General features: G+C 59.0%; 27 protein-coding genes. 15 read left to right on the top strand and 12 right to left on the bottom strand.

Annotation, left to right across the window (positions count from 1 at the left end; all coding sequences use genetic code 11):
- The first annotated feature begins 184 nt into the window (after positions 1–184).
- The 8 genes from iscU to HMCN_RS0105990 all read left to right on the top strand — a co-directional run bounded on the left by iscU (position 185) and on the right by HMCN_RS0105990 (position 6,065).
- Positions 185–583, top strand: coding sequence for a Fe-S cluster assembly scaffold IscU (gene iscU / locus HMCN_RS0105955; RefSeq protein WP_025916518.1), 399 nt, complete (start codon positions 185–187; stop codon positions 581–583).
- Positions 584–641: 58 nt separating this feature from the next.
- Positions 642–965: an iron-sulfur cluster assembly protein IscA gene (iscA, locus tag HMCN_RS0105960; RefSeq protein ID WP_025916519.1), complete on the top strand. Its 324-nt coding sequence runs from the start codon at positions 642–644 to the stop codon at positions 963–965.
- Between the two features lie 376 nt (positions 966–1,341).
- Positions 1,342–1,860 (top strand): Fe-S protein assembly co-chaperone HscB, encoded by a 519-nt coding sequence (hscB, locus tag HMCN_RS0105965; protein WP_025916520.1) that lies wholly within the window; start codon positions 1,342–1,344, stop codon positions 1,858–1,860.
- A 27-nt stretch (positions 1,861–1,887) separates the two neighbouring features.
- Positions 1,888–2,508, top strand: coding sequence for a LysE family translocator (locus HMCN_RS0105970; RefSeq protein WP_025916521.1), 621 nt, complete (start codon positions 1,888–1,890; stop codon positions 2,506–2,508).
- A 6-nt stretch (positions 2,509–2,514) separates the two neighbouring features.
- Positions 2,515–4,380, top strand: a complete 1,866-nt coding sequence (hscA, locus tag HMCN_RS0105975) for a Fe-S protein assembly chaperone HscA (RefSeq protein ID WP_025916522.1) — start codon at positions 2,515–2,517, stop codon at positions 4,378–4,380.
- Positions 4,381–4,448: 68 nt separating this feature from the next.
- Positions 4,449–4,787: an ISC system 2Fe-2S type ferredoxin gene (gene fdx, locus HMCN_RS0105980; RefSeq protein ID WP_025916523.1), complete on the top strand. Its 339-nt coding sequence runs from the start codon at positions 4,449–4,451 to the stop codon at positions 4,785–4,787.
- 25 nt (positions 4,788–4,812) lie between these two features.
- Positions 4,813–5,007 (top strand): Fe-S cluster assembly protein IscX, encoded by a 195-nt coding sequence (iscX, locus tag HMCN_RS0105985; protein WP_025916524.1) that lies wholly within the window; start codon positions 4,813–4,815, stop codon positions 5,005–5,007.
- A 212-nt stretch (positions 5,008–5,219) separates the two neighbouring features.
- Positions 5,220–6,065, top strand: a complete 846-nt coding sequence (locus tag HMCN_RS0105990; protein WP_035626045.1) for a methyltransferase — start codon at positions 5,220–5,222, stop codon at positions 6,063–6,065.
- 93 nt (positions 6,066–6,158) lie between these two features.
- Here the strand turns inward: HMCN_RS0105990 and HMCN_RS0105995 are convergent, their stop codons facing one another.
- The gene (locus HMCN_RS0105995; protein ID WP_025916526.1) at positions 6,159–7,349 is read right to left on the bottom strand and encodes an acetyl-CoA C-acyltransferase family protein; all 1,191 of its coding nucleotides are present in this window, start codon (positions 7,347–7,349) and stop codon (positions 6,159–6,161) included.
- 223 nt (positions 7,350–7,572) lie between these two features.
- Between HMCN_RS0105995 and HMCN_RS0106000 the strand changes: the two genes are divergently transcribed.
- Together HMCN_RS0106000 and phaP are read left to right on the top strand one after the other, a co-directional pair.
- The gene (locus HMCN_RS0106000; RefSeq protein ID WP_025916527.1) at positions 7,573–7,956 is read left to right on the top strand and encodes a beta-eliminating lyase-related protein; all 384 of its coding nucleotides are present in this window, start codon (positions 7,573–7,575) and stop codon (positions 7,954–7,956) included.
- A gap of 159 nt (positions 7,957–8,115) precedes the next feature.
- Positions 8,116–8,682: a TIGR01841 family phasin gene (gene phaP, locus HMCN_RS0106005; RefSeq protein WP_025916528.1), complete on the top strand. Its 567-nt coding sequence runs from the start codon at positions 8,116–8,118 to the stop codon at positions 8,680–8,682.
- Positions 8,683–8,852: 170 nt separating this feature from the next.
- Here phaP and HMCN_RS0106010 read toward each other — a convergent pair whose 3' ends face one another.
- The 4 genes from HMCN_RS0106010 to HMCN_RS0106030 form a co-directional block, all read right to left on the bottom strand.
- Positions 8,853–9,722, bottom strand: a complete 870-nt coding sequence (locus tag HMCN_RS0106010; protein ID WP_025916529.1) for a neutral zinc metallopeptidase — start codon at positions 9,720–9,722, stop codon at positions 8,853–8,855.
- 51 nt (positions 9,723–9,773) lie between these two features.
- Positions 9,774–11,138, bottom strand: coding sequence for a tRNA 5-hydroxyuridine modification protein YegQ (yegQ, locus tag HMCN_RS0106015; protein ID WP_025916530.1), 1,365 nt, complete (start codon positions 11,136–11,138; stop codon positions 9,774–9,776).
- Between the two features lie 244 nt (positions 11,139–11,382).
- The gene (locus HMCN_RS0106025) at positions 11,383–12,711 is read right to left on the bottom strand and encodes a dicarboxylate/amino acid:cation symporter (RefSeq protein ID WP_193366396.1); all 1,329 of its coding nucleotides are present in this window, start codon (positions 12,709–12,711) and stop codon (positions 11,383–11,385) included.
- A 193-nt stretch (positions 12,712–12,904) separates the two neighbouring features.
- The gene (locus HMCN_RS0106030) at positions 12,905–13,588 is read right to left on the bottom strand and encodes a DsbA family protein (RefSeq protein WP_025916532.1); all 684 of its coding nucleotides are present in this window, start codon (positions 13,586–13,588) and stop codon (positions 12,905–12,907) included.
- A 186-nt stretch (positions 13,589–13,774) separates the two neighbouring features.
- Here HMCN_RS0106030 and HMCN_RS0106035 point away from each other — a divergent pair, with 186 nt between their 5' ends.
- Positions 13,775–14,647, top strand: a complete 873-nt coding sequence (locus HMCN_RS0106035) for an NAD(P)-dependent oxidoreductase (RefSeq protein ID WP_025916533.1) — start codon at positions 13,775–13,777, stop codon at positions 14,645–14,647.
- Between the two features lie 115 nt (positions 14,648–14,762).
- Positions 14,763–16,097, top strand: coding sequence for a D-amino acid dehydrogenase (locus HMCN_RS0106040; protein WP_025916534.1), 1,335 nt, complete (start codon positions 14,763–14,765; stop codon positions 16,095–16,097).
- A gap of 212 nt (positions 16,098–16,309) precedes the next feature.
- Here HMCN_RS0106040 and HMCN_RS0106045 read toward each other — a convergent pair whose 3' ends face one another.
- The 6 genes from HMCN_RS0106045 to HMCN_RS0106070 are packed head-to-tail and all read right to left on the bottom strand — an operon-like array spanning position 16,310 to position 22,090.
- Positions 16,310–17,443: an ABC transporter permease gene (locus HMCN_RS0106045; RefSeq protein WP_025916535.1), complete on the bottom strand. Its 1,134-nt coding sequence runs from the start codon at positions 17,441–17,443 to the stop codon at positions 16,310–16,312.
- Between the two features lie 7 nt (positions 17,444–17,450).
- On the bottom strand, positions 17,451–18,587 hold the full coding sequence (locus HMCN_RS0106050) for an ABC transporter permease (protein ID WP_025916536.1): 1,137 nt from the start codon (positions 18,585–18,587) through the stop codon (positions 17,451–17,453).
- Positions 18,584–19,543 carry an ABC transporter ATP-binding protein gene (locus tag HMCN_RS0106055; RefSeq protein WP_025916537.1) on the bottom strand — a complete coding sequence of 320 codons (960 nt, stop codon included), beginning with the start codon at positions 19,541–19,543 and terminating at the stop codon, positions 18,584–18,586. Before HMCN_RS0106055 ends, HMCN_RS0106050 begins: the two co-directional genes overlap by 4 nt.
- Complete coding sequence (locus HMCN_RS0106060; protein WP_025916538.1) at positions 19,540–20,490, bottom strand: ABC transporter ATP-binding protein; 951 nt, start codon at positions 20,488–20,490, stop codon at positions 19,540–19,542. Before HMCN_RS0106060 ends, HMCN_RS0106055 begins: the two co-directional genes overlap by 4 nt.
- Positions 20,490–21,518, bottom strand: coding sequence for an HlyD family secretion protein (locus tag HMCN_RS0106065; protein ID WP_238551974.1), 1,029 nt, complete (start codon positions 21,516–21,518; stop codon positions 20,490–20,492). Before HMCN_RS0106065 ends, HMCN_RS0106060 begins: the two co-directional genes overlap by 1 nt.
- Entirely contained in the window at positions 21,509–22,090 is a 582-nt protein-coding gene (locus tag HMCN_RS0106070) for a nitroreductase family protein (protein ID WP_035626049.1), read from the bottom strand. The genes HMCN_RS0106065 and HMCN_RS0106070 overlap by 10 nt, the downstream gene beginning before the upstream one ends.
- Before the next feature lie 435 nt (positions 22,091–22,525).
- Here HMCN_RS0106070 and HMCN_RS0106075 point away from each other — a divergent pair, with 435 nt between their 5' ends.
- From HMCN_RS0106075 to HMCN_RS0106085, 3 genes are all read left to right on the top strand, one after another.
- On the top strand, positions 22,526–23,227 hold the full coding sequence (locus HMCN_RS0106075; protein ID WP_025916541.1) for a pirin family protein: 702 nt from the start codon (positions 22,526–22,528) through the stop codon (positions 23,225–23,227).
- Positions 23,228–23,263: 36 nt separating this feature from the next.
- Entirely contained in the window at positions 23,264–23,674 is a 411-nt protein-coding gene (locus tag HMCN_RS0106080; protein WP_025916542.1) for a DoxX family protein, read from the top strand.
- 99 nt (positions 23,675–23,773) lie between these two features.
- Entirely contained in the window at positions 23,774–24,328 is a 555-nt protein-coding gene (locus HMCN_RS0106085; RefSeq protein WP_025916543.1) for a flavodoxin family protein, read from the top strand.
- A 363-nt stretch (positions 24,329–24,691) separates the two neighbouring features.
- Here the strand turns inward: HMCN_RS0106085 and HMCN_RS0106090 are convergent, their stop codons facing one another.
- Positions 24,692–25,633 (bottom strand): VTT domain-containing protein, encoded by a 942-nt coding sequence (locus HMCN_RS0106090; RefSeq protein ID WP_025916544.1) that lies wholly within the window; start codon positions 25,631–25,633, stop codon positions 24,692–24,694.
- Positions 25,634–25,637: the final 4 nt, after the last annotated feature.

Below are 25,637 nucleotides of genomic sequence, written 5' to 3' on the forward strand. Positions count from 1 at the left end.
AGAAATTGATTTCACCATCGAACTCATGAAATCGAAAGTGGCAAAATTGCGTGAATTGTCGCCGCTGTGGGACATGCATAAGGAAGGGATCGACATCAGTTCGATCAAATGGGCATCCCATTGAGCCGGATTGTCGTATTCAGAATCTGAAGCGCATCAACGTATCGTTTTAAGGAGCATCAAAATGGCTTACTCAGAGAAAGTTCTCGATCACTACGAAAATCCGCGCAATGTCGGCGCGTTCGACAAGGGCGACGATTCGGTTGGCACCGGTATGGTCGGTGCGCCGGCGTGCGGCGACGTGATGAAGCTGCAAATCAAGGTCGGTGCGGATGGCGTGATTGAGGATGCCAAGTTCAAAACGTACGGCTGCGGTTCCGCCATCGCATCCTCGTCGCTGGTGACCGAATGGGTCAAGGGCAAGACGCTGGATCAGGCGCTGGATATCAAGAATACCCAAATTGCCGAAGAACTTGCATTACCGCCAGTGAAAATTCACTGCTCGATTCTGGCCGAAGATGCGATCAAGGCCGCGGTGCTGGACTATAAAACCAAGCACGGCACGGAATCGCCGGCAGCGTAAGTTTTTGGTGCAAAACAGCATTCTTTCTTCCCGCCGGAAGAACGTCACGGAGAAAATCATGGCAATTACTCTCACTGAAAAAGCGGCGAAACACATCAGCCGGTACATCGACCGGCGCGGCAATGGCATCGGTCTGCGTTTCGGGGTCCGTACCACCGGCTGTTCCGGCTTGGCCTACAAGCTCGAATACGTTGACCAGATGGAAGCGGAAGACATCGTGTTCGAATCGCATGGCGTCAAGGTATTCGTCGATCCGAAGAGCCTGTCTTACATTGATGGCACCGAACTGGATTTCGCGCGCGAAGGCTTGAACGAAGGCTTCAAGTTCCATAATCCGAACGTCAAGGATGAATGCGGTTGCGGCGAATCTTTTACGATTTAATCCGGTGCGTGTTCATGCAGTGGAAAAACAATGTCCACGAAAACATGAAAAAAGTGATGATTAATAACGTTAAAATAGAGCTGTCCGCTGTGGCGAGAGTTTTACGCACCCGTTTATTGTAAAGAGTATATTTTTTACCCGCAGTATTTGTATGCGGGAAAATCCATAAAAATGGCTATACTCCCTATGTTTTAGCGAGGCATCGGATTCTGAATTTCATTCGCGCCTTTCGTAGGCAACAGGAAACATCGGTTACGATCTGCTGGATTGGCGGATGTCGCGTTCCGATTTTCGCTGTAAATGATGAGCATCCTGCCCGAAAATGAGCCTGTTGATGTCCGGACAGGCTTTTGTTTTAATTCTTGCGCAAATGTAAATGCAAAATCACTTCGATTTATTCCAGCTGCCGCAGCAGTTCACGCTCGATGCCAAGGCGCTTGATGCCGCGTATCACGAAGTTCAGAATCGTGTCCATCCTGACAAGTTCGTTACTGCCAGCGACGCCGAAAAACGGGTGGCAATGCAATGGGCGACGCGTGCCAACGAGGCGTACCGGACCTTGAAGGATGCTCTCAAGCGCGCGGCTTACCTGTGCGAACTGCACGGCATCGATCTGCAGACGGAATCGAATACCGCGATGCCGACGGCTTTTCTGATGCAGCAGATGGAATGGCGCGAGGCCCTCGACGATGCCCGCGCAGCCCGCGATGTGGCGGCGCTGGACAAGATCGATGCCGAATTGCGCGCGCTGCGCAAGGACCAGGTGGCACAGATCGGCGCTGCGCTGGATGCGGCAGACTTCACCCAGGCGGCATTGGGCGTGCGGCAATTGATGTTTCTGGAGAAATTCGGCCACGAGATCGGCGCTGCATTCGCCGCCCACGAAGCTGCTTGATCGACGCATGTATGAAGGTGAAAACTGATGCCTGATATCTGGTTATTCCTGGTCGCGGCGGCGACCGCGACGCTGGCTCCCGGTCCGGACAATCTTTATGTGCTGACGCGCGGCATCACGCAGGGCAAAAAGGCCGGCCTGGTGGCGGCGCTGGGCTTTAGTTCCGGGCTGATTTTCCATACCCTGCTGGCAGTGCTCGGTTTTGCGGCAATGATCCAGGCTGCGCCGCTGGCTTATGACGTGATCCGTTACGCAGGCGCGGCCTATTTGATTTACCTTGGCGTGCGCACTTTGCGCGCGGGAGCCATCGTCAACACGGATGCCTTGGCGACCATGGTGGCGCCGCGCAAAATTTATTGGCAGAGCGTGGTTGCCAATATCCTCAATCCCAAGGTGACGCTCTTTTTCATCGCTTTCCTGCCGCAATTCGTCAATCTGCAGGCGGGGCATGTCGCCGCCCAGATGCTGCTGCTGGCCGGCCTGTTCATTCTGGTGACGCTGTCCATCTTCGGCAGCATCGCTTTTTTTTCCGGAATCGTCGGTGCATATCTGCAGCGTAATGCCGCCGCTTCCCTTTATTTGAATCGTCTGGCAGGGTGTGCCTTTATCGGCCTCGGTATTCGCATCGCCTTGCCGGCTTCACGGTAATATCGCATGGCACTCTTACAAATCGCAGAACCCGGCATGTCCACCGCGCCGCACCAGCACCGGCTGGCGGTCGGAATCGATCTGGGCACCACCAATTCGCTGGTCGCCACCGTACGCAACAGCATTCCCGAAATCCTGATGGATGCGGAGGGGCGCTGCCTGCTGCCGTCCATTGTGCGCTATCTGCCCGGCGGCCAGGTGCATATCGGCTACAAGGCGCAGGCGACGCAGACCATAGACCCGAAAAATACCATCGTGTCGGTCAAACGCTTCATGGGGCGCGGCCTGAAGGATGTCCCATATGTCGAGAACCTGCCCTACGATTTCCAGGATGCGCCCGGCATGGTGCAGATCAATACCGTCGCCGGCGTCAAGAGCCCGGTCGAAATTTCCGCGCAAATCCTGGCCACCCTGCGCCAGCAGGCGGAAGACGCGTTGGGCGACGATCTGGTCGGCGCGGTGATTACGGTCCCGGCGTACTTCGACGATGCGCAGCGCCAGGCCACCAAGGATGCGGCCCGTCTGGCCGGCATCAACGTGTTGCGCCTGCTCAACGAACCGACTGCCGCGGCGATCGCCTATGGATTGGACAACGGCTCCGAAGGGATTTATGCGGTGTACGATCTGGGCGGCGGCACCTTCGATATTTCGATCCTGAAACTGACCAAGGGCGTGTTCGAAGTCTTGTCCACCGGCGGCGATTCCGCTCTGGGCGGCGACGATTTCGACCACCGGCTGTTTTGCTGGATCATCGAGCAGGCCAAGCTAGCGCCGCTGTCGGATCAGGATACCCGGCTGCTGATGGTCAAGGCGCGCGAAGCCAAAGAGCTGCTGTCATCCAAATCCGAAACCCGCATCGATGCGACGCTGAATTCGGGCGAAAGCGTGAGTCTGGTCGTAAGTGCGGCCCAATTCGTTGAAATTACCCAGCATTTGGTCGCCAAAACATTATTACCCTGCCGCAAGGCGCTGCGCGATGCCGGCTTGTCGGCCGACGATGTCGACGGCGTGGTGCTGGTCGGCGGTGCGACCCGGATGCCGCATGCGCGCAAGGCAGTCGGAGAGTTCTTCCAGACTACGCCGCTGGCGAACATCGACCCGGATCAGGTAGTCGCGCTGGGCGCGGCGATTCAGGCCAATCTGCTGGCCGGCAACCGCACTGCCGGCGACGACTGGCTGCTGCTGGACGTGATTCCGCTCTCGCTCGGGATCGAAACCATGGGGGGGCTGGCGGAAAAAGTCATTCCGCGCAATGCCACCATCCCGTGCGCCCGGGCGCAGGAGTTCACCACTTTCAAGGATGGCCAGACCGCGCTGGCGGTGCATGTGGTGCAGGGCGACCGTGAGCTGGTCAGCGATTGCCGCTCGCTGGCCCGCTTCGAATTGCGCGGCATCCCGCCGATGGCGGCCGGCGCCGCGCGGATTCGCATCACCTACCAGGTCGATGCGGACGGCCTGCTGTCGGTGTCGGCGCGGGAATTGCGTTCCGGGGTGGAAGCCTCGATCGTGGTCAAGCCATCGTACGGCCTGGGCGATGACGAAGTCGCGCGCATGCTGCAGGATTCCTTCGCTTCGGCGGATATCGACATGCAGTCGCGCGCGTTGCGCGAAGAGCAGGTCGAGGCCGAACGGATCATGCTGGCAACCCGGTCGGCACTGGATGACGATGGCAATTTGCTGTCCATTGATGAGCGCGCTGCCATCGATGCCTTGCTGCAAGGTGTGCGCGAGCAAGTCCAGGGCACCGATCATGTTGCAATTCGCGCTGCGGTGAGCGCACTGGCGCACGGCACCGAGGATTTCGCCGCCCGCCGCATGGATCGCAGTGTGCGCTCCGCTCTGGCCGGCAAGAAGCTCGATGAAATCGCCTGACGCAAGAATATTTTTCGCATCGTTCAATGCCGTTCGCGGCAGCCCATCCCATTTTCGAGGTAAATAGAGTGCCCCAAATCGTCATACTTCCCCACCCGCAACTGTGCCCGGACGGTGCGGTGATCGATGCGCCGACCGGAAAATCGCTGTGCGATGTGCTGCTCGACAGCGAGATCGAGATCGAACATGCATGCGAAAAATCCTGCGCCTGCACCACCTGCCACGTCATCATCCGCGAAGGCTTCGCCTCGCTGGAGGACGCCACCGAAGCGGAAGAAGACTTGCTCGACAAGGCCTGGGGCCTGGAGCCGGTTTCGCGCCTGTCCTGCCAGGCGCTGGTGGGCGAAGAGGATCTGGTGGTTGAAATTCCGAAGTACACGATCAACCACGCACGCGAAAATCATTGATCCGCAGGACGGACAGGAGAACAGCATGAAATGGACCGATAGCCAGCGTATTGCGGAAGAACTTTTCGACAAATTCCCGCAAATTGATCCGTTGACGGTGCGCTTTACCGATTTGCACCGCTGGGTCTGCGAACTGGATGGCTTCGATGACCAGCCCGACCATTCGGGCGAAAAAATTCTCGAATCGATCCAGATGGCATGGATTGCCGAGGCAGAATAAATACGGCATCAAATGGCACGAAAAAGCGCACTCGCGAGTGTTCGCAAGGCGCTTTTCATGCCTTTTGCGCGGCTTTATATACCCAATTATGTATTTTTAAATGCCGCAATAAAGCCGTGGGTAAAATGCAGGTATTTTAGCTATACCCCAAGTATTTTGTAAATTTTGCAGGATTTTTCCTGCTCCTTTGCGTTCAGAATGGATCTTGTGCAATGTCAGATGTAAAGCCCGTAGCCCAGATGCACGAAATCCGGCCCGGCCAGTCGATAGAGCTGCTCAAGGAATTGCATATCCTCACGCGCGACGGCAAGCTGAACCAGGATAGCCGCCGCAAGCTCAAGCAGGTGTACCACCTGTACCAATTCATCGAACCCTTGCTGCAACAAGTGCTGCAGCAGCGCGGCGAAATTCGCCTGGTCGATCATGGCGCCGGCAAGTCGTATCTGGGCTTCATCCTGTACGACCTGTTCTTCAAGTCGCTGGCCGGCGCTTCGCACATTTACGGCATCGAGACCCGGGATGAACTGGTCCAAAAGTCCGAGGCGCTGGCGGCGCGGCTGGATTTCCCCGGCATGTCGTTCCTGAACCTGTCGGTGGCCGAAGCGACCCTGTCCGACCGGCTGCCGGCCGAGGTCGATATCGTCACCGCTCTGCACGCCTGCAATACCGCGACCGACGATGCGATCCGTTTCGCCTTGAAAAAGAACGCGCGCTTCATGGTGCTGGTGCCATGCTGCCAGGCCGAGGTGGCATCGGTGCTGAAGCGCAACAAGGGCAAGGCGCTGGCGAAAAGCGCGCTGACTGAAATCTGGCGCCATCCGCTGCATACGCGCGAATTCGGCAGCCAGGTCACCAATGTGCTGCGCTGCCTGCAACTGGAAGCGCATGGCTACCAGGTCAACGTGACCGAACTGGTCGGCTGGGAACATTCGATGAAGAACGAATTGATCATCGCCACCTACCAGGACCTGCCGCGCAAGCGGCCGTCGGAGCGGCTGCAGGAAGTGTTGGCGACGCTGGGGCTGGAGGAAATGGCGGAGCGCTTTTTTACCGCATGAAGGTAGCGCCCGGCACGCGTTAAAAAAACCCGCGCATCGCTGGACGATGCGCGGGTTTTTGTTGGCCGGACAGATTCCGGCTGCGGCGCCTGGTTACAGGCGTTCGACGATCGCTGCAATCCCCTGGCCGCCGCCGATGCACATGGTGATCAGGCCGTAGCGCTGGTTGGTGCGAATCAGTTCGTACACGCATTTCACGGTCAGGATCGAGCCGGTTGCGCCCAGCGGGTGGCCCAGCGCAATCGCGCCGCCGTTCGGGTTGGTGCGGGCCGGGTCGAGTTCCAGACCGCGGCAGACGCCCAGCGACTGCGCTGCGAAAGCTTCGTTCGATTCGATCACGGCCATGTCGTCGAGCTTCAGGCCGGCGCGTTTCAGCGCCAGTTGCACCGCAGGAATCGGGCCGGTGCCCATGATCGCATTATCGACACCGCAGACCGCGTACGATACCAGACGCGCCAGCGGCGACAGGCCGGCACGTTCCGCTGCGCCGGCTTCCATCAGCACGCAAGCGGCGGCGCCATCGTTCAGGCCGGAGGCATTGCCGGCAGTTACGGTGCCGCCATCCTTCTTGAATGCCGGCTTGAGCTTGGCCAGGCTTTCCAGCGTGGCATCGGCTTTCGGATGCTCGTCGGTATCGAAGGCGACTATGCCTTTGCGCGTCTTGATTTCGACCGGTGCGATTTGCGATTTGAAGTGACCGGCAGCGATTGCGGCAAGCGCTTTCTTTTGGCTATCGATTGCAAAAGCGTCCTGCTCTTCGCGCGAGATTTTGTATTTTTCCGCAACGTTCTCGGCCGTGATGCCCATGTGGCCGACGCCGAACGGATCCGTGACTGCGCCGACCAGCATGTCGACCATCTTGGTGTCGCCCAGGCGCGCGCCCCAGCGGGCCGACGGTACCGAGAACGCGGCGCGGCTCATGGTTTCAACGCCGGCGCCAACCGCAATGTCGGTGTCGCCCAGTTGAATCGCATTGGCTGCGGTAACGATCGCTTGCAGGCCGGAGCCGCACAGGCGGTTCAGGGTCAGCGCCACCGATTCGTGTGCCATGCCGGAATTGACGCCGACCACGCGCGAGACGTACATGTCGCGCGTTTCAGTGTGGATCACGTTGCCGAGCACGATCTGGCCGGCACTGGCCGGATCGACCTTGGCGCGGGCAAAGGCTTCCTTGACTGCAACCACGCCGAGTTCGCAGGCCGGGGTGTCCTTCAGGGCGCCACCGTAAGTCCCAATAGCGGTGCGTGCTGCGCCGACGATCACTACTTGTCTTGCGTTTGCCATGTCATTTCCTTTTGATTAATTTATCCGTATGTGAATGAATGATGCGAAATTCGAAGAGATGCCAAGCGCGCAAAATGCATCTTGTTTGATTATAGCGCGCAATAATCCCCAATTTTATTGACATAAGCCCGAAACAGGCAAACATGTGACGGATAATGTGCGCTGCGTCAATTCATCGACTCGTTGCATTTCTCAGTGGATGCATCAGAAAAGGAAATCCAGCATGGCGCCTGCAACCATCGACCTGCGTAGCGATACCGCCACCCAGCCGTGCGCCGCCATGCGCCAAGCTGGCATCATGGCATCGGCCGGCATCCACGCGCTGGAGCATAACGTGCCGCGCTTGGCCGAGGATCACGCGAATGCACTGTATCTGGCGCAAGGTTTGGCGCAGATTCCCGGTTTGGCGGTGCGGATGCCGCAAACCAATATCGTGTATGTGGATGTGCCGCCGCAATGCTGCCTGGAACTGGCTGCGGCGCTGCAGGAAAACGGCATCGTTGCCAGCGTCAGCGCCCACATGCGGCTGGTGACGCACAGGGATGTGACGCATCCGGATGTCGCGCAGGTAATCGGGGTATTTGCGCGCAGCCTGGCGGCGGATTGAGCGCTTCGGCAGGGTGGGAGTCGAATGTATTGGCTTTTATCTCTTATGTTGCGCCGCACAAAAAATGCTGGACATTTTTCTGTGTCTTGTGTAAAGTGCATTTGTGCAGCGCACCATTACGTGGTTCGATTAGCAATACTCAACAAAAAGGAGAGTGTCATGTCTACAATTCAAGAGCAGTTTCTGGCAGCAAGCAAGTCCCACTTTGAAGCGCAATTGGCAATGATCAATTCCCTGACCGCCAAGGTATTTGGCGAAGCGGAAAAAATCATCAACCTGAACGTCAATGTTGCCAAAGCCACACTTGAGGATTCGGCAGCGGCAGGCCAGCAGCTGCTGGCGGCGAAAGACATGCAGGATTTTCTGAAAATTAGCGCTTCCCAGACGCAACCGAGCGCGGAAAAGGCGCTTGCATACAGCCGTGAGCTGGCCGGCATCACTGCCGCCAGCCAGAAGGAACTGGCCAAGGCCGCAGAGGCGCAGCTCGCTGAAACCAGCGAAAATCTGAGCAAGATGATCGCAGAGTTAACCAAGAATGCGCCTCCTGGTTCCGAAGGCGTGGTCGAGATGCTCAAGTCGGTGGTTGCCAACGCCAATGCCGGCTACGATCAGATGCTGCAAACCACCAAGAAAGCAGCGGAAGCATTGGAAGAAAATGTTACCAAGGCGACCCAAAGTTTTGCAGCGGCCGCGCAGAAGTCAGCTGCCAAGACGGGCAAGAAGTAATTCAGCAACGAGAACGTAAAAACGGGCCGCATTGCGGCCCGTTTTACGTTTACCGGCGATTCTGCCTGGTGCTTGCGCGCAGCTCCGGAAATGTGTGCATCAAATTTATGATGTCAATCGATGCCCTGCGATTTTCGCATCAGCCCGGGAGTGCTGATAATTGCCGCAGTTCAGAGTTGCTGGGCACCGAAGGTATTGCAGTTGTTCAGCTGGCCGCTATCGATGCCGCGCTTGAACCAGCGTACCCGTTGCGCCGAGGTGCCGTGGGTGAAGGAATCCGGCACCACATGGCCTTGCGCCTGCTGTTGCAGCGTGTCGTCGCCGATCGCGGTGGCCGCTTTCAATGCGCTTTCCACATCGCCGGTCTCGAGGATGCTGCGCGCCTGATTGGCGTGAAAGGCCCAGACGCCGGCGAAGCAGTCAGCTTGCAATTCCAGCTTGACCGACAGTGCGTTAGCTTGTTTTTCCGAGCCGTTGCGGCGCACCTTGTCGGCCTTGTCCATGATGCCGGAGATGTGTTGTACGTGATGGCCGACCTCGTGCGCGATCACATACGCCTGCGCAAAATCACTTGAAACCTGAAAACGCTCGCGCATGGTCTGGAAGAACGCCAGATCGATATACACTTTCTGGTCGCCCGGGCAATAAAATGGGCCGGACGCAGTGTCTCCGGTGCCGCAGGCGGTCGGGGTGGAGCCGGCAAACAGCACCAGTTTCGGCTGTACGTAGCTGGAGCCGCTCTGGCGGAAAATCGGCCCCCAGGTATCCTCGGTGTCGGCCAGTACGGTGGCAACGAATTTCACCATCGGGTCATTGCGTGCAGCCGGTTGCGCCGGCGCCGACCGGGTGCTGCCGATCTGGCCGGAGCCGCCCGACAGCAGGCTGATCACGGTCATCGGGCTGACGCCGAAGAAATACGAGGCCACCAGCGCAATCGCAATCGTCCCCAGACCGATCGAGCGTCCGCCGAAGCCGCCGCCATCACCGCCGCCGCGGCGGTCTTCCACGTTATCGCTTTCGCGATTGCCTTCCCATTTCATGTCGCCACTCCGGCAAATTCTTATGAACGAGAGTGTAACGGAAGCGCCGCCTTACAGCAGGCGCGATATCAAGGCTTTGTCGAAGCGGGCGTCGAGCGGGATGCGCACCTTGTGCGGGCTGCCCGGAGCGACGCTGATTTCGCTGCCGTCAAAGGCCTGCATCCGTTCCAGCGTCACGGTCTGGTTGCCGCTCGGGTGGATGATCTCGATTTGGTCGCCGACTGAAAAGCGGTTCTTCGCTTCCACCAGCGCCCAGCCGTCTGCCACCGACAGCACGTCGCCGACGTATTTGCTGCGATGCGTTTTCGATACGCCTTCCATGTAGTTCTGGTGATCCTGCGTATGGTGGCGCTGGTAGAAGCCGTCGGTATAGCCGCGGTTGGCCAGCCCTTGCAGTTCGCCCAGCAGGTTGAGGTCGAACGGACGCCCGGCGACTGCGTCGTCGATCGCGCGTCGGTACACCTGCGCGGTGCGCGCCACGTAGTACAGCGACTTGGTGCGGCCCTCGATCTTCAGCGAATTGACGCCGATCTTGACCAGTCGCTCGATGTGCTCGACCGCGCGCAGATCCTTGGAGTTCATGATGTAGGTGCCGTGCTCGTCTTCCAGGATCGGCATCAGTTCGCCCGGGCGGCCGGCTTCCTCGATCAGGTAGGGCTGGTTGGCCAGCGGGTGGCGCTGCATGTTGCCCAGCGCGGAAAAGGCCTGATTCGCTTCTTCCATCGCCGCTTGATAGTTGAGCTTGATGGTTTCGACCGGAATCCGCGCCAGATCGCCGGTGGCGTCCTCGTCGGCTTGCTCGACCTTGTAATCCCAGCGGCAGGAATTGGTGCAGGTACCCTGGTTCGGGTCGCGATGGTTGAAGTAGCCGGACAGCAGGCAGCGGCCGGAATACGCGATGCACAGCGCGCCGTGCACAAACACTTCGATTTCCATCTCAGGGCAGCGCTGGCGGATTTCCTCGACTTCGTCCAGCGACAGTTCGCGCGACAGGATCACTCGTGTCAGGCCCATCTTGTGCCAGAACTTGACGTCGGCCCAGTTCACCGCATTGGCCTGGACCGACAGATGCACCGGTACTTCCGGCCATTTTTCGCGCACCATCATGATCAGGCCGGGGTCGGCCATGATCAGCGCGTCCGGTTTCATCGCGATCACCGGCGCCATGTCGTTGATGTAGGTCTTCAGCTTGGCGTTGTGGGCGAAGATGTTGCTGGCGACGAAGAACAATTTGCCGCGCGCATGGGCGCCTTCGATGCCGGCCTGCAGCGCTTCCAGCGTCGCGAATTCGTTGTTGCGGGCGCGCAGGCTGTAGCGCGGCTGGCCCGCATAGACGGCATCGGCGCCATAGTCGAAGGCGGCGTGCATTTTGGCCAGCGAGCCGGCGGGGAGCAGTAGTTCAGGGGAGTCGGACATGGCGGCGATGGCATTCTGAATGGAAAAGCAGGGGGTGATTATACTGGACGGGTCTGAGAAGCGCCTGGTATGCCTCAGGTCGGCCGCAATGGAACCCCTGAATTATCCGCAGCCATGGTCGATAAACAGGGGTATGCTAATAAAAGCATTATTTTCAGCTTTATTTGTCTATTAATTAAAAAATACACACATCTGTATTGTGGTATGCATAAAAAAACCAGCCGGCAGGCTGGTTTTTCTGGTTTCAGGTCGATTCCCGCTGCCGCAAGGCCGGCACTGGGCTGACTTCATGCGGTGCCGCCGCGACCGCCGCCGGGGTCGGGTTGTGCAATTCCCGCTGCAGCGCTTCCTGATCGAGCTCGTTTTCCCATTTCGATACCACGATGGTTGCGACGCCGTTGCCGATGAAGTTGGTCAGTGCGCGGCATTCGCTCATGAAGCGGTCGATCCCAAGGATCAGCGCCATGCCGGCGACCGGGATGGTCGGCACCACGGCCAGCGTCGCCGCCAGCGTGATGAAGCCGGCGCCGGTGATGCCGGACGCGCCCTTGGAGGTCAGCATCGCCACGCCGAGGATGGTCAATTCCTGGGTCAGCGTCAAATCGGTATTGGTCGCCTGTGCCACGAACAGCGCCGCCATCGTCATGTAGATATTGGTGCCGTCGAGGTTGAACGAGTAGCCGGTCGGCACCACCAGGCCGACCACGGATTTGGCGCAGCCGAGTTTTTGCAGTTTTTGCATCAGCGATGGCAGCGCGCTTTCGGAGGAGCTGGTGCCCAGCACGATCAGCAATTCTTCCTTGATGTATTTGAGGAAGCGCCAGATCGAGAAGCCGGTCATTCTGGCGATGGTGCCCAGCACGATGAAGATGAACAGGCCGCAGGTCAGGTAGAACGAACCCATCAGCTTGGCCAGCGGCAGTAACGACGCGATGCCGTACTTCCCGATCGTGAAGGCGATCGCGCCGAATGCGCCAATGGGGGCGGCTTTCATGATGATGGCGACCACGCCGAACACGGCAGTCGAGATTTCTTCGATCAGGTGCGTGACGACTCGGCTTTTTTCACCCAGCAGCGAGAGCGAGAAACCGAACAGGATCGCGATCAGCAGCACCTGCAGGATGTCGCCCTTGGCAAACGCATCGACGAAGGTGGTCGGGATGATGTTGAGCAGGAAATCGACGCTGCTTTGGGCATGGGCCTTCGCCGTGTATTGCGCGATCGCGCTGGAGTCCAGCGTGGCCGGGTCGACGTTGAAGCCGGCGCCCGGTTTCAGCACATTGGCGACCACCAGGCCGATCATCAGTGCGAAGGTGGAGACGATCTCGAAGTACAACAGCGCCTTGCCGCCGACGCGGCCGACTTTCTTCATGTCCTGCATGCCGGCGATGCCGGTCACGACGGTGCAGAAGATTACCGGCGCGATGATCATCTTGATCAGTTTCACGAAACCGTCGCCCAGAGGCTTCATGTCGATCCCGAGCTTGGGCTCGAACACGCCCAGCAACACGCCGCATACGATGGCGAATATCACTTGAACGTACAGTACTTTGTAAATTGGCTTTTTCATCATGTCTCCAAAGAAGCGATGTCTGCCGCGCATTGTCCATAAAGCGGGCCATTACTTCTATTGTGGAAAACCACATTATGAAAAAATATTTTGCGATGCGCCCCGGAAACACTGTGTCCGATGCGGTGGTTGCGGCGGGTTTCGCAACCGGCAGCAAAGGAACGATTTGTCGCCAGGGAAGATGTGAGCGGGGCGCTTACGGCGCCGCTTGCGTGATGGCTTCGATGCGCTCCAGCAGGACTGCGGTTTTTGTATAGCCGGAACAGATCAGGTGCAGCGTTGCATCATGCTCCAGTACCAGCGCCGGGAAGCCCTGGATGCCCCAGCGCTGGGCTTGCGCGAAATCCTGCCGGGTTTCGGCGCTGGTCGAGGCGGCGCTCAGCGTGTCCAGGAAATCGGCGCTGTCGAGCGGCGCAGCCGCTTGCCCGGCCAAGCCGTTGCCCCGGCCGCGGATCTCCGTCAGCGCCGCCGCGCCAATCTCCGCCAGCACCTGCAGGTCGGTCACATCCCGGCCTTGCGCGTAAAAAGCGTGCTGGATCGCATGCAACACATCCAGCATCGAACGCGAAGGCAAATCCTGGCCCAGGATGCGGGCTGCAACCAGCGCCCGGCAGGCCGGTTCGGTGTCATACACGAAGTCCGGGCGCGCCATGCCCGAGGTCGAAAACGGCAGTCCGCTGGCGGCTTCCACATGCTTCCAGTGGCCCAGAATGCTGGCTTTTTTGGCTTCGTCCATCACTTCGGTGTGGTAGGCGCGCAGCCCGCCCACGACGATATCGAGTTGCGCGTCAGGCAGCGCATCGAGCAGTGCATCAAGCTGCGGGCCGAAACCATAGCACCATGAACACATGGGGTCGGCGATATAGATCAGGTGAGTCATGCGATTCCTTGCTGCTGATGGTGGCGATGCGGCAATGGTACCAATTTAGCGCGGACGGCGTTGCCGGCCCGGATGCTCGCTGAGCGCGGCCGCCGCGCAAAAAATTGCCGCCGACCCGGTTCGGGTGCGGATTTATGCCACAATTTCAGCTGGCATAATGGATTGACCAACAGCAAAGGGCTGAAAATGGCAAAAGTGGCATTTATTGGATTGGGTGTCATGGGGTTTCCGATGGCCGGACATCTGGCAGCACGCGGTCATGCGGTGACGGTGTTCAATCGCACTCCGGCACGCTCGCAAGCGTGGCTGGAAACGCATCCGGGGCGCAGTGCCGAAACGCCGGCAGCGGCGGCGGCAGATGCCGACTTCGTGTTTACCTGCGTCGGCAACGACGACGATCTGTACCAGGTGACGCTGGGGCCGGATGGCGCCCTGTCGCGCATGCGCGCCGGCAGCATCTTGATCGACAACACTACCGCCTCTGCCGATGCAGCGCGCAAGCTGCATCTGGAGGCTGGCAAATTGGGCATACCTTTTCTGGATGCTCCGGTTTCCGGTGGCCAGGCTGGCGCCGAAAATGGCAAGTTGACCGTGATGGTGGGCGGTGATGCAGAGGCATTCGCTCAGGCCGAGACGGTCATCGCGTCCTATGCGCGCGCGGTGGTGCACATGGGCGTTGCCGGGGCAGGGCAACTGACCAAGATGGTGAACCAGATTTGCATTGCCGGGCTGGTACAGGCGCTGGCCGAAGGCCTGGCATTCGCCAAGAATGCCGGGCTGGACGGGGAACGCGTGATCGATGCCATCTCCAAAGGCGCGGCGCAATCCTGGCAGATGGAAAACCGGGGAAAGACCATGTTGGCATCGCAATTCGATTTCGGCTTTGCGGTCGATCTGATGCGCAAGGATCTGGGCATCTGCCTGGAAGAAGCGCGGCGTAACGGCAGCTTGCTGCCGGTTACGCGTGTGGTCGATGCCTATTATGCGGAAATACAAAAACGCGGTGGCGGCAAACTGGATACCTCCAGCTTGATGATGCTGGTGGATCGCGACCACTGAAAACTGTTGCCGCGATGATGATTTATAGGCAATTAACGCCGCATCTCCCGGTTCTGACGGGATCGGAAAGCGCATTGGGGCAAGTGACATTGCAGCAAGTGAGAATAAGGGCGATATGAAAGTCATAGTATTGGGCGCTGGTATTGTCGGCACTGCTTCGTCCTGGTTTTTAAGCCAGGACGGGCACGAGGTGACCGTGATTGAACGCCAAAACGGTGCTGCCCTGGAAACCAGTTTTGCCAATGGTTGCCAGATTTCGGTGTCGCATGCGGAACCGTGGGCCAATCCCGCCACGTTGCTGAAGGTGTTGAAGTGGCTCGGCAAGGAAGATGCGCCGCTGCTGTTCCGGTTGCGGCCGGAATGGCTGCAGTGGAAATGGTGCGCGCACTTTCTGCGGGAATCGACGCCGGCCCGGGTTGCCGATAATATTCGCCAGATTGTCGCGATTGCCGAATACAGTCGCCAGACCCTGCAGGCATTGCGTGCGGAAACCGGGATCGAATACGACTGCCTGACACGCGGCATCCTGCATTTCTATACCGATGGCAAGGAGTTCGAAAAGTCGCTGGCAGCCGCGCGGCTGATGCGCGAGTTGGGTTGCCCGCGCAACTCGATTGCCGCAGACGAGGTGATCCGGCTGGAGCCGGCGCTGGCCGGCAGCCGCGACCGGATCGTCGGCGGCGATTTCACCGCAAGCGACGAATCGGGCGATGTCTACAAGTTCACCACCGGCCTGGCTGCCAGGGCGGCCGGAGCAGGCGTCGACTTCCGCTTCGGCACCAGCATTACCCGCCTGCTTTCCGAAGGCACCGGCCCGGCCGCCAAAATCGTCGGGGTCGAGGTCATCGGGCCGGATGGCCGGCATCAGGTATTGCGCGCCGATGCCTTCGTGGTGGCGCTGGGAAGCTTCTCGGCGCCGCTGCTGAAACCGCTGGGGATTGATCTGCTGATTTATCCCGGAAAAGGATATTCGGCCACCTACCGGATCACCAATGCGCAAGCGGCGCCGACCGTTTCGCTGACCGACGACGGCTACAAGCTGGTGTTGTCGCGGCTGGGCGACCGGTTGCGGGTGGCCGGCACCTGCGAATTGAACGGTTATTCGCGCGAACTCAATAGCATCCGCTGCGACGCCATCACGCGCCGCACCCGTGCATTATTCCCGGACGCGTGCGACTACGACAATCCGGCTTATTGGACCGGCCTGCGGCCGCTGACGCCCTCCAACGTGCCGTATATCGGGAGAACCGGATTCAGTAATCTGTTCCTGAATACCGGACACGGCACGCTCGGTTGGACCATGGGCTGCGGCTCCGGGCGCGCGATTGCCGATATCGTGTCGGGCCGGCAACCGGAGCTGGATTTTTCCTTTGCCGGCATGCCGCGACGTGCCCGATCCGCATTGGCCAGACCGGTCTTGCCCAGACCCGGCCAGTCGCAGCACGGCTGATTGCCGCCCGCTGGCCGGGATTGCCAATGTCGGCAATTCACCGCAGGATTGTTAGTGCGAATATGCAGTCAAGTTGGTGGAGACTGAAGGATTGCCTATCAAGGATGCCGCGCGGCGGCTGTTCCTGCCGGCAGGCAGTCTGAAAATTGGCTACCCGCGTGCGTTGATAACAGCCACGACCAGTGCTTCGAATGGCGCTTGCTCGCCCCTGCTCAATCCAGTGACTTACGAAAGCGCAGCACAGCGAGCGCAAACAAACCAAGTCCCAGCGCTGCCAGCGCCGCCATCTGCGGCCAGAGAACGTCGATGCCGACGCCCTTGAGATAAGTGCCACGGATGATGATGAGAAAATAACGTAGCGGATCGAGGTAAGTGACCCACTGCAATGCATCGGGCATGCTGGATATTGGGAAGCTGAACCCCGAAAGAATGAACATCGGGTTGAGTACAAAGAAGTTCGATGCAAAGGCCTGTTGTTGTGTCTTGCACAAGGTCGAAATCAAGAGGCCGATCGCGAGCACGCTCAGCAGGAAGAGGCAGGTGCCGAGAAGCAACACCAGCGGATTGCCCTTGAACGGAACTTGAAACCACACCATGCCGACCGCCGCCACGATCGACACTTCCAGCAGGCCAATGAAGAAAAACGGCAGCGTCTTGCCTATGATGAACTCGATCGGCCGGATCGGCGTGACCAGAATCTGCTCGAGCGTCCCCACCTCGCGCTCGCGCACGATCGCAAAGGCGGTCAGGTTGACGATGGTAATCAAGGTCAGCGTGCCGATCACGCCGGGAACAAAGAACCAGCGGCTGTTGAGATTGGGGTTGTACCAGTAGCGCTCCTGCAGATTAACGCTCACCAGCGGCCGGCCGAGCGCACGGCCGGTGCGCTCGGCCAAGTTCTGCGCGTAAGTCTGGCCGAAGGCGCCGGAAATCTGACCGGCGTAACCGAGCGCGATCAGGGCGGTGTTGGAGTTGGTGCCATCGACCAGAACTTGCAACGGCGCGCTCTGGCCTTTGCGCAGCAATTCGGCAAACCCCGGCGGCACAACGATGCCGAGTTGCGCTGCACTGCTTTCGACCGCGTCCTGCACTTGCCGGCGCCCGGCGGCGATGGCGACGAGCTTAAAGCGGCTGCTGTGGACGAAATCGGCCACCAGCGCGCGGCTCTCCTGCGTCTGGTCCTGATCGAGGATAACCGTCGCTACATTGAACACTTCGAAAGTCGCAGCGTAGCCAAACAGGATCATCTGCACCACCGGCGGCACCAACAAACGGAAGCGCGCCGACTTGTCGCGTTTCAGTTCGAGGAACTCCTTCAGAAGTAGGTGGAAGATGCGTCCGATCATGGCGGCCCTAATCGAGCGTCTTGCGGAAGGCGCGTGCCGCGAGCACCACCATCACCAGCGCATACAGCGCCAGGCAAAATATCGGCAACACCAGTTCGCCCCAAGGTGCGCCCTTGAGAAACAGCGCCTTGAGGATGGTCACGTAATAGCGGCCGCTGACCAGATAGGTGACTGCCTGCACCGCCGCCGGCATCTGATCGATGGGGAAGGAGAAACCCGAGAGCAGCGTCGTCGGCAACATCGTCAGCAACAGCGCCACCTGGCTCGCCCCGACCTGGCTGCGAATCGATACCGAGACGTAATAGCCGATGCACAGCACCACCGTGAGGAACAGGCCGGTGGTGGTGAAGAGTGCGACAAGCGTGCCGCGAAATGGGACTGCGAACCAGAACACCGCTAGTGCCAGACAGATGCATGCGTCGACCATGCCGATGACAAAATACGGCAGCAACTTGCCGAGCATTAACTCCAGCGGCTCGATCGGCGTCGACACCAGCAGCTCCATCGTCCCTCGCTCCCACTCGCGGGCTATGGTGAGCGAGGACAGTTGCGAGCCGACGATGGCCATGACCAGGGCAACGACCCCCGGTATTATGAAGTTCCGGCTCACCAGATCCTCGTTGAACCAGACCCGCGCCCGCACCTCGACCGGCGTCAGTGTCTGCACGCTGCCGCCTCTTTGCCGAATGAAATCGAGCTGGACATCGGCGGAATAGCCGGCGACGACAGCACGCGCATAATTGGCAGCAAGGTTCGCCGTGTTCGTGTCGGTCGCATCAAGCAGCGCCTGAACCACGCCCTCGCCGGCATCGGCAAGCCCTTTGGAAAATCCGGAGGGAACCACGATGGCCAGGCGGCAACGACCGCTGTCGAGGTCGTGCCTGAGCTCGGCGTAGCTGCTGGCAATCCCCTGCAACGCAAAATACGGCGAGGCTACGAAACGGCGCATCAAGTCCTGCGACGCCTGGCTACCCTCGCGGTCGTAGACGCACAGCGGAATATGCTTGACGTCGAGGTTGATGCCATAGCCGAGCATGAACATCTGCAGCAGCGGAATCAGCAGCGCGATCATCAGGCTGCGCGGATCGCGCACGATCTGCAGGCTCTCCTTGACGACGATCGCCTTGACCCGCCGCCATTTCACGGCGCACCGCCTGCCTGCAGTGCGCTGGCGCCGACGAGGTGCACAAAACTGTCTTCCAGCGACGGTTCGATCCGCCGCACGCGCACATTAGCCATCCCCACCGAAGCGAGGCGCGCCAGAAGCTCGGGGGAACGTGCCGCGGCCTCGTCCACCAGCACATGCAGCGCATTGCCGAACATCGCCACATCCTGTACGCCGGGCGATTTCTCTAGTTGAGCGATGGCATCGCCAATGCGATCGCCCTCCAGCGCCAGCAATTCCCCGCCGAGCGAATGCTGCTTCAATGCCTGCGGCGTGCCGAGCGCAATCAGGCGGCCACGATTGATCAGCGCGATGCGGTGGCAATACTCGGCTTCGTCCATGTAGTGCGTACTCACCAGCACACTGACCCCCTCTTCACCGAGGGAGTGGATCAGATCCCAGAAGCGCCGGCGTGAACCGGGATCGACGCCCGAGGTCGGCTCGTCGAGAAAGAGGATAGACGGCCGATGCAGGATTGCGGCGCCGAGCGCCAGACGCTGTTTCCATCCGCCGGCCAAGGTCGCGACCAGCGCATCCTCACGCCCGGCCAGACCGGCCATATCAACGGCAAAACGCAGTCGCGCGGCGAAGTCGGCGCGCGGGACGCCGTAAATACCGCCGAAGAAACGCAGGTTCTCGACCACGCTCATGTCGTTGTAGAGCGAGAATTTCTGCGACATGTAACCGATGCGTCGGCGCACCGCTTCCGGGTCCTGCGCGACGTCGATGCCGGCGACCAGCGCGCGACCGGCACTGGGGCGCAGCAGGCCGCAGAGGATGCGGATCAGGGTCGATTTGCCGGCGCCATTGGGGCCGATGAAGCCCATGATCTCGCCGCGTCCCACAGCGAAGCTGACATGGTCGACGGCGACGAAAACGCCGAAGCGCTTAACCAGTCCTTCTACGATGATCTGCGCTTGGAGATCGCTTGTCATTGCGCATGCTCCTTCCCGTTTTCGTGCTTTAGCAGGGCGACGAACAAATCCTCGATGCTTGGCGCAACTTCCTCGATAGCTGTTACGGCAAGGCCCGCTGTTGCCAGCGCGGCAGCAATCTGCGACAGACGCTCGGCACCATCGACGTGAACATGGACGCCAATGCCGACCAGCAGCACATCCTGTACCCCCGGCAGCGCGCGTATTGCATCGCGCACCCGCCGCGGATCAGCGGCGACAATTTCGAGCATCGCCCCCGGCATGCGTGTCTTCAGCCCGGCCGGGGTGTCGCAGTACATCATCGTGCCCGCATGCAGCAAGGCGAGACGGTCGCAACGCTCGGCCTCGTCGAGATAGGCGGTGGAAATAAGCATCGCCACGCCCTCGCTGCGCAGCGAATAGAGGATCTGCCAGAACTCGCGCCGCGACAATGGATCAACGCCAGTGGTCGGCTCATCGAGCAGCAGAACCCGCGGCGTATGCACCAGCGAACAGATAAGCCCGAGCTTTTGTTTCATGCCGCCCGAGAGCTGACCAGCCAGTCGCTTGCGGAACGGCCTCATATCAGCGGCCACGAGCATGGCGTCGGCGCGCGCCTGCCAGACCATGCGCGGTACCTCGAACAGGTCGGCGTAGAAGCGGATGTTCTCCTCCACCGTCAGATCTTCATAGAGGCCGAAGCGCTGTGGCATGTAGCTGACATGGCGTTTGGCCAGTTCCGGAAGCGCCAGCACGTCGATGCCATCGATGGTGATACTTCCGGCATCGGGCCGCATAACGCTCGCCAGCATGCGCATGGTGGTCGTCTTGCCGGCACCATCCGGTCCCACTAAGCCGAAGATTTCGCCCTGCTGCACTGCGAAGCTTAAGCCTCCAACTGCCGTCAACGCCCCGAAACGCTTCTCCAGTTCGCTGACTTCGATCATTGCCGTAACCGGTGCGTTCATCACGACCCCGCGACGTGCAGTTCGATTCTCGCATCGGCAGGCATTCCGGGTACCAGTTCGTGATTTGAATTAGCGATGTCGATCTTGATCCGATAAACCAAGCTCACGCGCTCGGCGTGCGTTTCGACGCTCTTCGGCGTGAATTCCGCCTTATCGGCAATGAAAGCAATGCGCCCCTGATAGCGCTTGTTGGGGTAACTATCGCTGCTGACGGTCACGGCCTGCCCTAGCCGCACTCGGCCGAGGTCGGCTTCGTTGAGGTAGGCACGCAGCCAGATATGGTCGAGATCGGCCAAGGTCAGAACCGGCGTGCCGGGCACCACCACCTCGCCGAGTTCTGCCTGGCGCACGCTGACGACCCCGTCGAAGGGTGCCGTCAGCGTCGTGTAACCAACGACAATGCGCGCCATCGCAACTGTTTCTTCGCCATTATGCACACTGGCTTTCGCAACCTCTATATTGCGCGCCGCTGCCGTCTGCAGCGATTGATCGCGTTCAAGCACGGCGGCGGCCTGTTTCAAGGCCGTTTCGGTCTGGTCGAGCGCCGCAGTGGAAACAAAGCCTTTTTGCTGCAGGTCAAGCGCCCGTTTCCGGTCGAGTTGACGTTGCTTCAGATCCGCCTGATCGACCAGCAGTGTGCGGCCAGCCGTATACAGGTTTTGGCGCGCAGATTCGAGTTGCCGCTGCTGCACGACAAGATTAGCTTCGGCAATCGTCATCTGCTGTCGATAGTCGGATGCATCGACAACGGCGAGCACTTCTTCCTTATGCACCCACTGGCCCTCGTTGAATGGAAGGGCTACGATGCGCGACTGCACGGTCTTGAAGCTAAGGACGCTTTCGTGTGCCTCGATGTTGCCGGAAAGGAGCAATATATTAGTGTCATCTGTAGCATGCCAGAATGTCAGCATCGGGGTTCGGAATACTGTCATTAACAGTAGTGCCAACACCGCCAGCACGGCTACGGCCGTCAGGATGATCCGGTGCCTTGAGGTCATAGCTGCATGAATGACGTCGTCTAACGCCAAGCCAAAACTTGCGGCTCGTTGCGCGCACTGGCCAGCGCTTCCCCGCGCGGTTTGCCAACAATGATCGGAGCTACGGCGGTTGTCGCGGGGGGAATGCCGAGTTCGAGCTTCACGTCGGGCAGGTTGAGCGCTGATGCGGCCGAACCGATGACGCAAGTCCCCAGGCCCATCCCGTGCGCCGCCAGCATCAGGTTCTGCGCTGCCAACCAGCAGTCGGCCAGAGCGAAGTGCCCCGTATTCTTGGCGCAAATGACAACCAAGGTTCCTGCGTCGTAAAAGACATTAAAGCTTGGTTGGGTAAAAACAGCGAGGCTGTGTTGATCCGGGTGCAGGTGCGCTGCCTCGGCGGAGAAAAGTTCCTTGGCGCGATCTGACAACCGTTTGAGCAATTCAGCATCTTGAACGATAGCAAATTGCCAAGGCTCGCCGTGCATCGCAGTCGGTGCACGCACCGCAGCCGCCAATAGGGTGTGTAAGGTCGGTTGGTCAATCCGTTCTGACGTGTAGGAGCGCACCGAACAGCGCCCATAGATGGCGTCCCTAATGGTCATCGTATCGATAGATTGGGACATGGACATTCCTTCACTGTAACAATCTGTCGCTGCAGCAGACGATCAGGAGAGAAGCCAAAAACAGGCTTCCAATTGACCTAATATAAACACGTGCGGACATGGACAGTTGACCCAGCACAAGAAAAATACGAGTCTCGGCCAACCATTATCAAGGCCGTCTGTCCATCGGATCATTGACACTGCCAAAGCAGTACCCACTGGAGTGGGGGCCACTTTAAACACAAGCATAAAGACAGGCGGCCGGAAGGGGCGGCGCAATTACAACGTTGATTTCAAGAAGCGGCTGGCGAGCGCCGCCTGTGAGCAATACACCACAAGCAGTCGGCATATGACTAATCTTACGTTCAATTGTTTTGAACGATGTCATCAAACGGCGCGGCGCATCAATGACATGGCCGAGGCCATAATTGATCTCATCAACCAGGAGATCAATTCATGCTTACTCTTCGCAAATCACAAGATCGGGGCTATGCCGACCACGGATGGCTCAAGAGCCATCACTCATTCTCATTCGCAGGCTATTACGATCCAGACCATATGGGCTGGGGAAACCTGCGCGTCATCAACGAAGACCGCATTGCGTCTGGTACCGGTTTTGGCAAGCACAGTCACCGCGACATGGAAATCGTCAGCTATGTGCTGTCGGGAGAACTGGCACACGAGGACAGCATGGGTAACGTCAAGGGCATTCCGCCGGGCGATGTGCAGCGCATGAGCGCAGGTACTGGCGTGATGCACAGTGAGTTCAACCATGCCAAAGACCAGACCACCCACTTCCTGCAGATATGGATTGAGCCGAATGTGACCGGCATTGCGCCGAGTTACGATCAGAAAACGATTCCCGCTGCACAGAAGCGCGGCGCTCTGCGCTTGGTAGCGTCACCCGACGGAGCACAAGACTCGGTCACCATCCACGCTGATGCGGCGCTCTATTCGGGCCTGTTCGATGGCGACGAGCGCGCGGAACTGGCGCTTAACCCAAACCGCAAAGCCTATGTGCATCTGGTGCGCGGCGTTCTTGAAGTGAATGGCCAGCCCATCAATGCGGGTGATGCAATTATGCTGGAAGGCGAAAATAGAATCTCCTTGGCTAACGGTAGCAATGCCGAGGTATTGGTGTTCGATCTAGCGGCTTAATTTTTTTGTTTTCTAACTTGAAATAATAGGATTCCTATGTTTAACAAACTTCAAAATCCCCTGAGCCTGGCTGGTCGCCTGCTTCTTTCCGTGTTGTTTCTGCCTGCGGGCATCGGCAAAATCACCGGCTTTGCAGGCACCGTTGGTTACATCACGTCCGTGGGCCTGCCTATGCCCACGCTGGCTGCGATCATTGCCTTAACGGTCGAAATCCTCGGTGGCGTGGCCCTGATAGCGGGGTTCGGCACCCGCATCGCGGCTTCGGCACTTGCGCTGTTTACCTTGGTCGCATCGTTCTTTTTCCATGCCTATTGGGCCGTGCCAGCGGACCAACAATTAGTCACGCAACTGCTGTTCTTCAAAAACATCGCTGTAGTCGGTGGTCTGCTTACACTGGCTGCCTGGGGTGCCGGTGCCTGGAGCGTTGACGCCCGCAGCAAAGCGTAAGCTCGGTTTGGTCGATGGACGCCGATGTTTGCCTGGAATCGACCAACGGCACAGTTTTCTCAAATTCATTTCACAACGTAGGTCTCTCAAGGAAAAAAAATGGCAAAAGTAGTCGTGGTTTATCATTCTGGTTATGGTCACACCAAGCGTATGGCTGAGTCCGTTGCAGAAGGCGCTCGCGCCCAACTGATCGCAATCGATGCCGATGGCAATCTGCCAGAAGGCGGCTGGGAAGCACTGAATGCTGCCGACGCCATCATCATGGGCAGCCCGACCTACATGGGCAGCGTCTCTTGGCAGTTCAAGAAGTTTGCCGATGCGTCTTCCAAGCCCTGGTTCTCCCAGCAATGGAAAGACAAAGTGTTCGCCGGTTTCACCAACAGTGCCACTATGAACGGGGACAAGTTGTCGACGCTGCAATACCTGTGCACTCTGGCCATGCAGCAAAGCGGCATCTGGGTTGGTACCGGCATGATGCCGAGCAACGCGAAGGCCGCCCAGCGCAATGACGTCAATTATGTTGGCTCCTTTAGCGGCGCCATGGCGCAATCGCCATCAGACAGCAGCCCGGACGAAATGCTGCCCGGTGACCTTGAGACCGCCATGCTGTTCGGTAAGCGCGTAGCCGCGGTAACTGCAAAATTCAAGGGCTAAAATGGCCTGCCCCGGGCGGAGCGTGAAAGATTCTATCCGGGGTAACACAATTTTCAAGTGGCATTATGTTGTTACGGGCCACCGTCAAGATGATTTTTTGCGCACCCAGCATGGGTGCGCTCTTGTTTTTACAGCTAAAATTCCGTGAAGAACAGCTTGCTGAAGTAGCCCACTTTTTATCTTAAATCGTCCGCTCAATGCGCTATGCATCGGGTACTTGCTGGCGATGTGTAACAGATCCTCGCTGATAGCGACATCGAGTACATCATGGAAGTGAATTCGTCGATGCAAGCGGCACACGCGCCAACTGATTCTTCCCGATCAATTTCAACATGTGTCCCCGTAAAAACGGGTATCCAACAATCAAATGCCCGCGGCTTCCATTGGATGGCCGGCGTCCGCCCAGCCTTCAATGCCACCGTTCAGAACGCTGACAACGAGTCCGCGTTTGGTCAGAAGATACGCAGCCTTGAGCGCCGAAGCGTCATTCGGACAGGAGCAGTAGGTAATGATTTTGGCTTTCTGTGGCCATCCATCGATAGAGATGGTTTCAATGCTGGCTAGTTCGATATGGCGCGCCCCCGGGATGCGCTCGTCCAAGGATAGCTGGTTCAGAGAAGCTCGCACGTCCACGATAACCAGGTCTTCCCCCTTTGCAATCAGATCCGCCAGTTCATCGGGCTGAACCATGGGCAAGTTAGCGACTAATCGTGCCACTCGCCAACGCCTCCAGATACGTCCTGCAATATAGGCTCCGAGAAAGCCTGCGACAATCGCCACGGCTGTGCTGCCGAGATCGCTCAGGTTTTTCAGCAGGGACTCGATCTGATTGTGGAAAAACAGGCCTCCGGCGATGCCGCTGCCCGCCCACAATATGCTGCCAGCCAGATTGAAAACAGCGAAGGAGACGGTGCGCATGCCGAGTGCGCCGGCCAAGGGCGGCGCCAATGTCGACAAGCCGGGAACGAACTTGGCGACGACCAGGGTCGCGACCCCGCGCCGGGCAAAGCTCAGCTCGCTCTGGCGCACGCAGCTGTCCGGAGAGATCGAAATCCGGCAAAGCAGCGCCAGCACCCGGTGCCCGAAGCGCCGTCCGGCGAAGAACCAAAGCGAATCGGCGATCATGGAGGCTAGCGTCGCCACGGCCACGGCCTGCATTGCGAAGACGCCGTCGCTGGCAGCAGCGCCCCCGGCCAGCAACAGGAACGGCAGCGCTGGCACGGGCGCGCCCAGCTGTTCGACCAGGACGCAGACAAAGACGGCAAGCAGGCCGTACTGAGCGAACAGGGAGACAATATCTTCCATAGAT

The sequence above is a fragment of the Herminiimonas sp. CN genome (genome assembly GCF_000622895.1).
Classification (GTDB): Bacteria; Pseudomonadota; Gammaproteobacteria; order Burkholderiales; family Burkholderiaceae_D; genus AVCC01.